The following is an 11785-nucleotide window of genomic DNA, read 5'->3' on the forward strand; positions in this document are numbered from 1 at the left end:
TTTGCTGCCGTAGGGTTGCCCGTTGGGCCAGCGCGCGGCCCGGAAAGTGAGGCCACTGGTGACCACAGCCATCACCGAGGTACCGGCGGTGTTCCCCGGTGTGCCAGCCCCGCCGGAACGGACGCTGCTCGGCATCTTCGAGGCCACGGTCGCTGCCCATCCGAACGCCGCGGCGCTCGACGCCGGTACCGGCACGCTGAGTTACCGCCGGCTGGCCGAGGAGGCCGGGGCCGTCGCCCAGCGGCTGCGGAAGGCTGGCGTCGGGGCCGGGCACCGGGTGGGGGTGCGGATCGCTTCGGGTACGGCTGAGTTGTATGTCGCCATCCTGGGCGTGCTGACCGCCGGAGCGGCGTATGTGCCCGTCGACGCCGATGATCCGGATGAGCGGGCCGAGCTGGTGTTCGGCGAGGCCGGGGTGAGCGCGATCCTGACAGATGGCGGAACTCTGACCCCTGTCGAGGGCGCGGTCCCGGGTACCGGAAACGACGCGTGGATCATCTTCACCTCCGGGTCGACGGGCAAGCCGAAGGGTGTGGCGGTCTCGCACAGGTCGGCTGCGGCGTTCGTGGACGCCGAGGCCCGGCTGTTCTGCGCCGACGAGCCGCTCGGGCCCGGCGACCGGGTGCTGGCCGGGCTGTCCGTCGCGTTCGACGCGTCCTGCGAGGAGATGTGGCTGGCCTGGCGGCACGGCGCCTGTCTCGTACCTGCGCCGCGCGCTCTGGTGCGCAGCGGCGTGGACCTGGGCCCGTGGCTGGTCGAACGGGGGATCACCGTCGTGTCCACCGTGCCGACGCTCGCCTCGCTGTGGCCGGTGGACGCGCTGGAGGAGATCCGGCTGCTGATCTTCGGCGGGGAGGCGTGCCCGCCGGAGCTGGCCGAGCGGCTGGCCGTCGAGGGCCGCGAGGTGTGGAACACGTACGGCCCGACCGAGGCGACCGTGGTGGCCACCGCCGCCCGGCTGACCGGTACGGGGCCGGTGCGGATCGGGCTCGCGCTGGACGGCTGGGAGCTGGCCGTCGTCGGCCCGGACGGCCAGCCGGTCCCGATGGGCGAGACCGGCGAGCTGGTGATCGGCGGGGTGGGCCTGGCCAGGTACCTCGACCCGGAGAAGGACGCCGAGAAGTACGCGCCGCTGGAGTCGCTGGGCTGGGAGCGGGCGTACCGCAGCGGCGACATCGTCCGCGCCGAGCCCGAGGGCCTGCTGTTCATGGGCCGGGGCGACGAGCAGGTCAAGCTGGGCGGCCGGCGGATCGAGCTGGGCGAGGTCGACGCGGCGCTCATGTCGCTGCCCGAGGTGACAGCAGCCGCGGCTGCCGTGCAGCGGACCAGGGCCGGCAACCAGGTACTCGTCGGCTACGTCGTCGCCTCCGACTCCTTCGACTCCGACAGGGCCGTCAAGCTGCTCCGTAAACAGCTGCCGGCGGCGCTCGTGCCGCTGCTCGCCCGGGTACCGGAGCTGCCGGTCCGGACGTCGGGCAAGGTGGACCGCAAGGCTTTGCCATGGCCCCTGTCCACAACGGACATCGCGCGGAGCATGCTGACGGGTACGCAGGCCTGGCTGGCCGAGGCGTGGTCGGAGATCCTGGGCGTGCAGGTCGTGAGCCCGAAGGCCGACTTCTTCAGCAACGGCGGGGGCTCCCTGTCGGCCGCGCAGCTCGTGGCGCACATCCGGAGCAGGTACCCGCAGGTCGCGATCGTCGACATCTACCAGAACCCGGCGCTGGGCGGGCTCGCCGCGTTCTGCGAGGGGCTGGAGGACGTCGCGGGGACGCGGCCGGATGTGGCTCCGGTACCAAGGAAGACTGGTTTTGTTCAGACGCTCCTGATGGTGCCGTTGCTGACGCTCGCTGGACTGCGCTGGTCCGTGGTGGCCCTGGCTCTGGCTAATCTGCTGGATGCGGCGTGGGCACCGCACGTGTCGTGGTGGTGGCTGCTGGCCGCGTGGGTGGTGCTGTTCAGCCCGCCGGGCCGGATCGGCCTGGCAGCTGGCGGCGCACGGCTGCTGCTGCGCGGCGTGAAACCGGGGAGTTACCCCCGAGGCGGCAGTGTCCACATCAGACTGTGGGCCGCCGAGAAGCTCCAGCAACTCAGCGGCGTGACCAGCGTGTCGGGCGCGTCGTGGATGACCTTCTACGCCAAGGCACTCGGCGCGAAGGTCGGCAAGGACACCGACCTGCACTCCGCTCCCCCGGTCACCGGCATGCTGAAGCTGGGCCGTGGCGCGGCCGTCGAGCCGGAGACCGACCTGTCCGGCCACTGGGTCGACGGCGACCGGGTCCACATCGGGAAGATCCGGATCGGGGCCGGCGCGCGGGTCGGCGGGCGCAGCACGCTGCTGCCCGGCACACGGATCGGCAAGAGCGCGGAGATCGGCGCGGGGTCGACGGTGCGGGGCGTGGTGCCCGCCGGGCAGCGCTGGGCTGGTTCGCCAGCTGCCCGTGAGGACGCTGGCCTGGGCAAGTGGCCGGTGGACCGGCCGGGCCGCACCCGGCTCTGGTCGGCTGTCTACGGCCTGAGTTCACTGCTGCTGGGCCTGCTGCCGCTGGCCGCGGCGGTGCCGGCTCTGGTCTGGGTGGCGCCGCTGGCCGAGCGCGAGGAAACCCTGGCGCAGGCGTGGAGCGCGGCCATGCTGGTCGTGCCGCTCGCGGCGATCAGCTACTTCCTGTCCTACGGCTTCCTGGTACTGGTGGGCGTCCGGCTGCTCTCGATCCGCCTCCGGGAGGGGTACCACGGGGTGCACAGCCGGGTCGCGTGGCAGGCGTGGGCGACGGAGCGGCTGATGGGCATGGCGCGCACCGGCCTCTTCCCGCTGTACGCGAGCCTGGCCACCCCGGCCTGGCTCCGGCTGCTGGGCGCGAAGGTCGGCCGGGGTGCCGAGGTGTCCACGGTGCTCGCGCTGCCGTCGATGACCCGGGTGGCCGACGGGGCCTTCCTGGCCGACGACACGATGGTCGCGAGCTACGAGCTCGGGTACGGCTGGCTGCACATCGGGCAGGCCAGCGTCGGCAAGCAGGCCTTCCTCGGCAACTCGGGCATGACGGGCCCTGGCCGTTCCGTGCCGAAGGGCGGCCTGGTCGGCGTGCTCTCCGCGACGCCGCGCAAGACGAAGAAGGGCGGCTCGTACCTGGGCATGCCCCCGATGGCCGTCCGGCGCGCCGTGGAGACCTCGGACGTGTCGCGGACCTTCGAGCCGCCGTTCCGGCTGAAGCTGGCCCGGGCGCTCATGGAGCTGCTGCGGATCGTGCCGGTGATGTGCAGTGCGGCGCTGGCCGTGACGTGGCTGGCGCTGGTCTGGTGGCTCGGGCCGGTGTGGGGGCCGCTGGCCTCGGGGCTGGGGATCCTGGCTGGCGGCGTGCTGGCCTGCCTGACGGCGACCGTGATGAAGTGGCTGCTGGTCGGCAGGTTCCGGGAGGTCGACCATCCCCTGTGGAGTTCGTTCGTGTGGCGCAACGAGCTGGCCGACACGTTCGTCGAGGTACTGGCGGTGACGTGGCTGGCGGGTGCTGCGGGCGGCACGCCGCTGCTCACCGGCTGGCTGCGCACGATGGGCGCGAGGATCGGCCGGGGCGTGTGGCTGGAGACCTACTGGCTGCCGGAGTCCGACCTCGTCCGGCTCGGGGCCGGCGCTACGGTGAACCGGGGCTGCGTCGTGCAGACCCACCTGTTCCACGATCGGATCATGAGCATGTCGGCAGTGGAGTTCGCGGACGGGGCGACCCTCGGCCCGCACGGCATCGTCCTGCCGGGCGCGAGCATCGGCGCCCGCACGACGGTCGGCCCCGGTTCCCTGGTCACCCGGGGCGACGCCGTGCCGGCCGACTCGCGCTGGCTGGGCAACCCGATCGCCGTGTGGGCCAAGCGGTGACGGCCGGCGCTGAGACGTCCGGCGATCCGTACCTTCCGGCGCACGGCAACGGCGGCTACCGGACCCGGCACTACGACCTCGACCTCGAGTACCGCGTCGCCCCGAACCGGCTGACGGCCAGGGCGCGCGTCGAGGCGACCACGACGCAGGCCCTGTCCCGGTTCAGCCTGGACCTGGCCGGGCTGCGAGTGAGCCGGGTGCTGGTCAACGGCAAGCCGGCCCGGTACGCCCAGCGCGACCGCAAGCTGCACGTGACCCCGGCGGTGCCGATCGCGGACGGCGGCACGTTCACCGTCGAAGTCCGGTACGGGGGGAATCCGCGCCCGATCCACGACCCGGCCTGGGGCGACATCGGCTGGGACGAGCTGAGCGAGGGCGCGCTGGTGGCCAGCCAGCCGATCGGTGCCCCGTCCTGGTACCCGTGCAACGACCACCCCGCCGACAAGGCCAGCTACCGGGTGACCGTGACAGCCGACGCCCCCTACACCGTCCTCGTCACCGGCGACCTGGTCGGCCGCCGTCAGGGCGGGAGCCTGGCCACCTGGGTCTACGAGCGCCCGGAGCCGACCGCCACGTACCTGATGAGCGTCCAGGTCGGGCTCTACGAGCAGGCCACGCTGGGGCCCGGCCAGCACGCCGCGTTCCCCGCCCGGCTACGGCAGCCGTTCCTGCACGACTTCGGGCGGCACGGGCTCATCATGTCGACGCTGGAGCGCTTCTTCGGCAGGTACCCGTTCAGGGGTTATCTGGTCGTGGTGACCTGCGACGACCTGGACGAGCCCATCGAGGCGCAAGGCATGTCGGTCTTCGGCGCTAACCTGATCGACGGCCAGCGCACCCACGAACGCCTGATCGTGCACGAGCTGGCACACCAGTGGTTCGGCAACAGCCTGACCATCAGGGAGTGGCCGCACATCTGGCTCAACGAGGGTTTCGCGACCTATGCCGAGTGGCTGTGGTCGGAAGCCTCGGGCGGCGCGCCAGCCGAGGACCACGCCCGCCAGTGGCACGCGAAGCTCAGCACCGGCCCGCAGGACCTGGTGCTCGCCGATCCTGGCGTGTCCCGGATGTTCGACGAGCGGGTCTACAAGCGCGGCGCCCTGACCCTGCACGCGCTGCGGCACCGGCTCGGCGACGCCCAGTTCTTCGCGCTGCTGAAGGACTGGACCGCCACCTATCAGCACGCCACAGTGTCCACTGAGGACTTCGTGCGGTTCGCTGGTGGCAGGCTGGAAGACCTTTTCACTTCCTGGTTGTACCGCCCGGAGCTCCCAGCCACCTGGTGACCTTCTTCTTGCCGGCCCGCCCCCACACCTCGGGGAACCGCGCACGCGCCGCCCGGACGGCCACCCGTTCCCGCTCGGCGAGCCGGCCAGCGGTCACGCCCAGCCGGGCCGGGTCGGCCTCGGCCAGTTCGAGCCAGGTGACGGCGGCCATCGCGGCGTCCTGATGCTCGCCGAGGCAGCCCTGCGCGGCGGCCAGCCGCGCGGCGAGTTCACCGGCGGAGGCCGGCAGAACGGGCGCCACGGCCTCGATCGCGTACCTGGCTCGCTTCGCCCGGACCCGCGCGGCGTGCCACACGTCGTCGGGCGCGTCGGGCGTCAGGTCGCGGATCGCCTTGGCAAGCCTCCGGTACGGCCGCGCGGCCAGCGGTGGCAGGACGGCGGCGGCCCGGCCCTTGGCCTCCCGGCTGACCTTCGGCCCGGCGGCGACGGCAAAGAGCTGGTCCAGCAGGGCCAGGTACCGGTCGCTCGCCAGTGCCTCGTCGAGATCCGCCAGCGCGGCGGCGTGCCGGGCGGCGAGCGCAGCGTCCAGTATGGACACCGCTTCGGCGTCGAGCGGGGCCAGCTCGTCGGCGTGAGCGGTACGGGACAGCCGGGCGCGCAGGACCTCGGCGTCACGGGCCCCGCCGAGCACGCCGGCCAGCCACGACAGCTCAGCGCGCAACGGCCCGGCCCAGCGCGGATCGAGCAGCCCGGCGAAGACCCGCAGGCGGCTGCGCAGCCGGCGGCAGCCCACCCGCATCTGGTGCACCGCAGTGTCGCCGCCTCCCACCTCGGCCCTGAGCCTGACGAGGGGGTCGTGCTGGATGATGTGGCCGATGTCCCGGCGCAGCCCGTCGGTGATCACGTCTGCGGCGCTGGCCTTCTTACGCGGCAGGGGCTGCGGGGCTGTCAGGTCCGATGGTGCGCTCGCGGCCCCGCCCAGCGCCCGGGCGAACTTCGACGTGAACTCCCCCTCGACCGCACCGGCCCCGGCCAGCTGCCCGGCCACCGTGTCGAGCAGGGAACGCGGCCCGGCCTTCCGCTCGACCTCGATCTCCCGGAACCGGGTGACGATCCTCCGTCCGGAGTAGACACTCACCTGGTCGTCGACGAGCTCGGCGAGGACCTCGCCCTCCTGGCCACGGATCTCGTACGGCGTGCGCTGGGTGCTCAGCACGACGACGGGAGCCAGCGGCTCGGACCTGCTGAACGTCGTGACCAGCCCGGCCAGCCCAGCCGGCGGGCGGCCCGGGCTGCCGGACGCGCTGATCTCCCGCCGGATGCCGGGAGTGCCGGTCGGCAGCTTCACCGTCCACGGCTCGGCGTCACCGGACCGGAAGCGCAACGAGGCACCGGCCCGGGCGAGCCGCAGGTCAGCGGTGTCGAAGTACGTGGCACGGAGCCGCTTCACCGGCATCGGCACCACCGCCGGATCGGCCAGGAACCAGGCCGGCAGCTCGAACTCACCATCGACGTCGAACTTCCGCTCCTCTTCCATCCCCTCACCCTAAACGCATACACACCTGGTGATCAGACCGCGACGGTCCGCACTGTATCCGCGCTGTACCGGCGATCTGCACGCTGTCCACCTGCTCAACCACGCAACACGAAGGAGCACCACATGAGCGTGAAGAAGTTCGCCGTCCGGGCCGGCCTGGTGGCCGCCGCCAGCACGACGGTCCTCGCGACCCTGGCCGGCCCGGCCGCGGCCCACGACGTGCAGAAGTTCCTGTACTCCGGCGGCATGACCTGCTGCACGCTGGCCGAGGCCAACGTGAAGAACAGCCACACGCTGATCACTATCTGTGATCGTGCTGCCGACAACATCGGGGTGTACGTCGAGTTCTACTTCTACAACGGGCGCTGGGACATCACCGACTACGCCACCGTGAGCGACGGCAACGGCAGCGCCTCGGGCTGCGGCGGGTACACCGTGCCGTCCGGGTACCAGATCACCAAGTTCAAGATCCATGACCGGAACGGCAAGGCCTCGGCCTGGTTCACCGCCTGATCGCCGTCGGCCGGGCATGAGGAAGGGGTGTACCCGGACGGGTACACCCCTGTTCGGGTTCGCTCAGGCGACCGGGCTCAGGGCCGGTACCGGGGCCTCGCCGTTGCGCGGTGTGCGGGCAATCCACGCCAGTACCGGGCCGGTGACCGCAGCCGCCGCCACGAACAGGCCGGCGATGACCCACCAGCCCCACCCGCCGGTCGTGATCGCCAGGAACGTCAGGCCGACCGGGCCGATCATCCGGCCCACGCCGCCGACAGTCTTCATCGCGCCCTGGTACGCGCCCCGCTGGCTGGCTGGCGGGATGTCCGTGGTGAACATCCACTGTGCCGCCGACGCCCACAGCTCGGCGGCGGTCAGCAGGACGACGCCCAGCGCCAGGACCGCGACGGTCTCCCAGCCGTGCGTCCGCCCGGAGAACGCGATCACCGGGCAGGCCAGCGCGGCCGCGATCCCGGCGAACCGCAGCAGCCTGGTCGCGCCGGGCACCGTGTCCGCCGTCCGCGTCGCCGGTACCTGGAGGGCGACCGCGATCACCGTGTTCAGCGCGAACAGCGCACCGAGGACCGGCTTGGGCGCGTCAGTACTCGTGATCGCCCACAGCGGCAGGATCTCGGTGAAGATCATGCCGTGCCACCAGATCACGGCGAAGATGGTCGACAGCGCCAGATACGGCCGGTCGGCCAGCACCTTCACCGGGTTGGCCGCCTTCCGGCTCGCCTTCTCGACCGCGATGTCCGGCATCCGCGAGACGATCACCGCGTTGACGAGCAGGCCGGCCGCGTTCAGCAGGCACATGCCGATCAGCGCGGCATTGGAACCGATCGCGAGCGCCGCCGCACCGACACCACCGCCGATCGTGAAGCCCACATTCAGATACGCCCGCATGTACGCCATCGATCGGACGCGGGTCTCGGCGGGCAGCGCGGCGGCGACGTACACGTGCCGCCCGGCGCCAGCCACCCCGTCGGCGACGGCGACGCCCGTCAGGACGAGCAGGAACAGCCAGAAGTTGCCGGCCAGCGGGTAGCAGGCGAAGAGCACGGCCTCAGCCAGCGCCCCGATCACCCAGGCCCGCTTGCCGCCGAGCCGGTCAGCCAGGTGCCCGAGCGGCAGCGAGCTGACCAGCATCACCAGGCCGACCAGCGAGAACCCGATCCCGATCCCGGTGGGCGACAGCTTGTTGACGTGCGTGAAGAACACGACGCTGCCGGTGAGGAACGTCCCGCTCCCGACAGCGATCAGCGCGGACTGGAAGGCCAGCTTGCGCGGCAACCCGCGCGGCGGAAGTAATCGTGCTGCGGCGTTGCTCATCCCCGTCATGGCCACGATCCAATCAGGGTGACGTCTAGGTGGCCAATCGGTTAACCTGCCCCCTCACCAGCCAAATGGGGGCAGATTGAGCCAGTACTTCATGGTCGGCCGGCGCACGGTGTGGAACCCGGCCACCAGCATCGCGCGGCTGTTCAAGGCCCAGGCGGAGATGATGGCCGCGCAGGCTGGCCTGCCGAGCGGCATCGGGGACGACCCGGGACTCGACGAGTACCAGATCGACGTCCCGCTGTTCACCACGTTCGTGGAGGCGGTGTTCGAGCGGTGGATGGACACCGGGCACCCGGTCGGCAGGCAGCTCACCGAGGGCTTCCTGCTCAACGCGTGGGCGCTGCTCGACAACTGCGGCGGCAGCGAGCCCAGCGCGTTCCGCCCCCGGCCTCACCTGCCGCAGCGCGGCCAGGAGATCCACGACATGTGGGTACGGCACTGGCGGGCGCTGCGCCCCGAGGCCGGCGTCCACCCGGCACCGGACGAGGACTGAGAACTGGCCGCCCGGCTTGGCTCCGGGCGGCCAGCGACAGCGGCCAGCCGATGACCGCGTGCGGGTCAGGCTGGGGTCAGGCCGGTGCGGGGACCGGATCAGACCGGCTCGAAGCCGCAGTGCGGGATGCCCGGGGAACCCCAGGTCACGTTGCTGACGTGCGACCAGCCGGAGACGCCGGTGGCGTTGTTCTTGTGGCTGATCCAGCGGCCGGTGCCGCCGACCTCACTGCCAAGGTTGATGTAGCAGTTGGCCGTGAGGGTCTGGCTCTTGTAGCCCAGGCCGACGACCGAACAGGACAGGTACGAGCAGGACCGGATCCGGGTGCCGTCGGTGAGGTACCGGCCGGACGCCGAGGCCGCAGCCGGCGCGGCGGTGGCGACCAGCGCGCTTCCGGCCACCGTGGCGACCACGAGGGTCTTGACGAGATTCTTCTTCATGAGCAGTTCTCCCCTGGATGGCTGCCGCCCGTTCTGGGCGGCCGCCTCCAAGAACTACCATCGAAAGGATCTTGTAAACCACGCCTGCGGGGATGAATGTGGCAATCACCACATTGGACGGTCAAGCGGCCAGGCCGTGAGTCCATTCAGGAAGATCGACCAACCCCGCCCTCCGCGCCTTCCCGACGCTCCAGTCGCCTCAGTGCGGAGGCCGACCGGATCGCGAGCACGACCGCGACCACGGAAAGTCCCGCCAGGCCGGCCACACCGGTCAGCCAGGCGCCGCCCGCCAGAACAGTCTCGGCACCCGGCACCGGATCGAGCACCGGGACCATCCACAACGCTGACCGGGCGGCCAGCACCGAGGCCAGCAGTGACACACCCACCAGCAGGCCAGCATCCCGCAGCCGGACCAGGAAGAAAGCCCCGACGAGCGCGTACAGCACCGGATCGGCGATGCGAGGCTCGCCCAGCACCCAGCCAGCCGCTCCGGACAGGACAGTCATCGCGACCACTCCGGCCGAGACGATCAGCGCAGGGCGGACGGGCACTCGCGGCACGTCGGCGTGGTACCCGGCGGCGAGCGCCAGTGCTGGCAGCGCGGCCAGCAGCAGCCAGGTCAGCGCGTCGGACACGGGCCCGTCATACATCATCAGCGCTTCGACGACGACCGATGCCGGGCCGATCAGCGTGGCGAAGGCCAGGACCTTCGCCAGCCTCGGGTATCCGGTCAGCAGCGCCGCGAGGGCCGGCAGGGCGAGCAGACCAGCCATGCCGGCGCTGAACGGCACGGCGGAGGAGGACACGGCCATCGCCAGGCCCCAGGCCAGGGCCGGCAGGGTGAGAGCCGCGTTCAGGGCGAGGCCGAGCAGGGCGAACAGCCGGACTCCGTCTCCCAGCGCCCGGGCACTCGCCGGCCCGTTGCCGGCCGCGAGCCGGGTCCGCGCCGCGAGCCCCACGGTGCCGATCACTTCCCGCCAGCCCGGCCAGGCCCCGTGCTCCAGCTCCTCAGGGTCGCGGCCTTCGAGGAAGTCGGCGGTCATCTCCTCCTCGCGCTCGGCCCGGTACCAGCCGGGCAGCAGGCGCAGCAGCCTCCGGTACCCGGTCTCCAGCCTCGTCATGCCCACCGCTCCTTCCCCTGGCGCAGCCGCTGATCGGCCACACGGGCGTTCGCGGCCAGCCGGGCCGCCTCGGCTCGTAGCACCTGTGCACCCTGGCTGGTGATCCGGTAGTACCGCCGGAGCCTGCCGTCGGCCACCTCGTCGCGGTCGCGCTCGATCAGCTCCTCTGCGGTGAGCCGGTCGAGCACCGCGTACAGGCTGCTCACGCTGAGCTTCACCCGGCCGCTGGACAACGCCTCGGCCTCCTGCCGGATCGCGTAGCCGTAGCGCGGGGCGTCAGCGAGCGCGGTGAGCACGAAGAAGGCTTGTTCATTGACGACTGGACGGCTCATGGCTGGACTATATATCAGTTTCTGATGCATGGGCAGCCCCCGGCGGAAACTCCTGGGGTTGCCCGCCGCAGGCTCGATCGCTACCGTGACCGGCTCGGCCCTCATGCGAGCGGCCGCACGCTGTCACGGGGGAATGCCTGCCATGCCGAAGACTGTCCGTTTAGCCTGCCTGCTCCTGGTCCTGATCGCGATCAACTCCGCCCCGGCGCTGATCGCCAGCACGGGCGACCTGATCGACGTGTGGGGCAAGCCCACGCCGGGCGCGGAGGACACCATCCCCCGCCACGTGGACGGCGCCGGGTGGACCGAGGTCAGCGCGCGGCCCGTGTACTACTTCGCCCTGGCGGTGGCGCTGATGTCCACAGTGTTCGCCGTGGTCTTCACGATCGTGAGCCCGCTGCTCGCACTGGCCATGTCGCGCGGCTTCCAGCGGGCCAGGCAGGCCGCGCTGTGGTTCGCGCCGGCCGGGATCGTGGCCGGCGTGGCCGGCATGACAACGGAGGAGGCCGCGACGCCCTGGGCCTGGACCATCGTCCTGGTCTGCTCGACCGGCGTCATCGTTCTGCTCACGCGGGAGCCGTCCCGGGAGTTCTTCCTCAGCCGCCGGGTGCCGGTCGACAACCGCTGGGACCTCTCCCAGCTCAAGCGGAGCTAGGTGTTCTGTCCCGTGAGGTTGGGGATGCGGCTGGCTGGTGGGTGGCCGCCGAGTGCGGTGTGTGCTCGGTGGTGATTGTAGGTGTGGAGGAAGCCGGCGAGGGCTGTCCGGCGTTCGGTTTCTGACTGGTAGGGGCGGGCGTAGGCCCATTCGTCGGCCAGGGTGCGGTGGAAGCGTTCGACTTTGCCGTTGGTTTGCGGCCGGTAGGGCCGGGTGCGTTTGTGCTGGATCCCGGCGGTGGCCAGAGCTTCGCGCCAGGACGTGGACCGGTAGGCGGAGC

The 11785-nt window shown here is 71.5% G+C and carries 11 protein-coding genes; 5 read left to right on the forward strand and 6 right to left on the reverse strand.

All coding sequences use genetic code 11. From position 1 onward, the window contains the following. Positions 1 to 58: 58 nt before the first annotated feature. Together A3G1_RS0113260 and A3G1_RS0113265 are read left to right on the forward strand one after the other, a co-directional pair. Positions 59 to 3865 (forward strand): Pls/PosA family non-ribosomal peptide synthetase, encoded by a 3807-nt coding sequence (locus A3G1_RS0113260; protein ID WP_018349959.1) that lies wholly within the window; start codon positions 59 to 61, stop codon positions 3863 to 3865. Next, complete coding sequence (locus tag A3G1_RS0113265) at positions 3862 to 5151, forward strand: M1 family metallopeptidase (RefSeq protein WP_018349960.1); 1290 nt, start codon at positions 3862 to 3864, stop codon at positions 5149 to 5151. Before A3G1_RS0113260 ends, A3G1_RS0113265 begins: the two co-directional genes overlap by 4 nt. Here A3G1_RS0113265 and A3G1_RS0113270 read toward each other — a convergent pair. Next, positions 5108 to 6628: a CYTH and CHAD domain-containing protein gene (locus A3G1_RS0113270; RefSeq protein ID WP_018349961.1), complete on the reverse strand. Its 1521-nt coding sequence runs from the start codon at positions 6626 to 6628 to the stop codon at positions 5108 to 5110. The two genes, A3G1_RS0113265 and A3G1_RS0113270, sit on opposite strands and share 44 nt — an antisense overlap. A gap of 123 nt (positions 6629 to 6751) precedes the next feature. On the opposite strand from A3G1_RS0113270, the gene A3G1_RS0113275 reads away from it, so the two are divergent. After that, the gene (locus tag A3G1_RS0113275; protein ID WP_018349962.1) at positions 6752 to 7141 is read left to right on the forward strand and encodes a hypothetical protein; all 390 of its coding nucleotides are present in this window, start codon (positions 6752 to 6754) and stop codon (positions 7139 to 7141) included. 63 nt (positions 7142 to 7204) lie between these two features. On the opposite strand, the gene A3G1_RS34745 is transcribed toward A3G1_RS0113275, so the two are convergent. Beyond that, positions 7205 to 8464, reverse strand: a complete 1260-nt coding sequence (locus A3G1_RS34745) for an MFS transporter (protein ID WP_157641112.1) — start codon at positions 8462 to 8464, stop codon at positions 7205 to 7207. A 76-nt stretch (positions 8465 to 8540) separates the two neighbouring features. Here A3G1_RS34745 and A3G1_RS38550 point away from each other — a divergent pair, with 76 nt between their 5' ends. Continuing rightward, complete coding sequence (locus tag A3G1_RS38550; RefSeq protein ID WP_157641113.1) at positions 8541 to 8957, forward strand: DUF6086 family protein; 417 nt, start codon at positions 8541 to 8543, stop codon at positions 8955 to 8957. 98 nt (positions 8958 to 9055) lie between these two features. Here A3G1_RS38550 and A3G1_RS34755 read toward each other — a convergent pair whose 3' ends face one another. The 3 genes from A3G1_RS34755 to A3G1_RS0113300 form a co-directional block, all read right to left on the reverse strand. Continuing rightward, entirely contained in the window at positions 9056 to 9397 is a 342-nt protein-coding gene (locus A3G1_RS34755) for a hypothetical protein (RefSeq protein ID WP_018349965.1), read from the reverse strand. Positions 9398 to 9543: 146 nt separating this feature from the next. Continuing rightward, on the reverse strand, positions 9544 to 10518 hold the full coding sequence (locus A3G1_RS0113295; protein ID WP_018349966.1) for a hypothetical protein: 975 nt from the start codon (positions 10516 to 10518) through the stop codon (positions 9544 to 9546). After that, a complete protein-coding gene (locus A3G1_RS0113300) occupies positions 10515 to 10850 on the reverse strand; it encodes a PadR family transcriptional regulator (RefSeq protein WP_040478301.1) in 336 nt (111 codons plus the stop codon). Before A3G1_RS0113300 ends, A3G1_RS0113295 begins: the two co-directional genes overlap by 4 nt. A gap of 142 nt (positions 10851 to 10992) precedes the next feature. Here A3G1_RS0113300 and A3G1_RS0113305 point away from each other — a divergent pair, with 142 nt between their 5' ends. Beyond that, entirely contained in the window at positions 10993 to 11505 is a 513-nt protein-coding gene (locus A3G1_RS0113305; protein ID WP_018349968.1) for a hypothetical protein, read from the forward strand. On the opposite strand, the gene A3G1_RS0113310 is transcribed toward A3G1_RS0113305, so the two are convergent. Then, the coding region (locus A3G1_RS0113310; protein WP_018349831.1) for an integrase core domain-containing protein at positions 11502 to 11785 on the reverse strand (284 nt) is incomplete at its 5' end. The genes A3G1_RS0113305 and A3G1_RS0113310 overlap by 4 nt on opposite strands.

The sequence above is a fragment of the Longispora albida DSM 44784 genome (assembly GCF_000379825.1).
In the GTDB taxonomy this organism is placed as follows: Bacteria; Actinomycetota; Actinomycetes; order Mycobacteriales; family Micromonosporaceae; genus Longispora; species Longispora albida.

What these genes read in the sequence shown, in the direction of transcription:
- A3G1_RS0113270 (WP_018349961.1), bottom strand. Translation starts at nt 6,628, where the DNA reads ATGGAAGAGGAGCGGAAGTTCGACGTCGATGGTGAGTTCGAGCTGCCG.
- A3G1_RS0113275 (WP_018349962.1), top strand. Translation starts at nt 6,752, where the DNA reads ATGAGCGTGAAGAAGTTCGCCGTCCGGGCCGGCCTGGTGGCCGCCGCC.
- A3G1_RS34745 (WP_157641112.1), bottom strand. Translation starts at nt 8,464, where the DNA reads ATGACGGGGATGAGCAACGCCGCAGCACGATTACTTCCGCCGCGCGGG.
- A3G1_RS34755 (WP_018349965.1), bottom strand. Translation starts at nt 9,397, where the DNA reads ATGAAGAAGAATCTCGTCAAGACCCTCGTGGTCGCCACGGTGGCCGGA.
- A3G1_RS0113295 (WP_018349966.1), bottom strand. Translation starts at nt 10,518, where the DNA reads ATGACGAGGCTGGAGACCGGGTACCGGAGGCTGCTGCGCCTGCTGCCC.
- A3G1_RS0113300 (WP_040478301.1), bottom strand. Translation starts at nt 10,850, where the DNA reads ATGAGCCGTCCAGTCGTCAATGAACAAGCCTTCTTCGTGCTCACCGCG.
- A3G1_RS0113305 (WP_018349968.1), top strand. Translation starts at nt 10,993, where the DNA reads ATGCCGAAGACTGTCCGTTTAGCCTGCCTGCTCCTGGTCCTGATCGCG.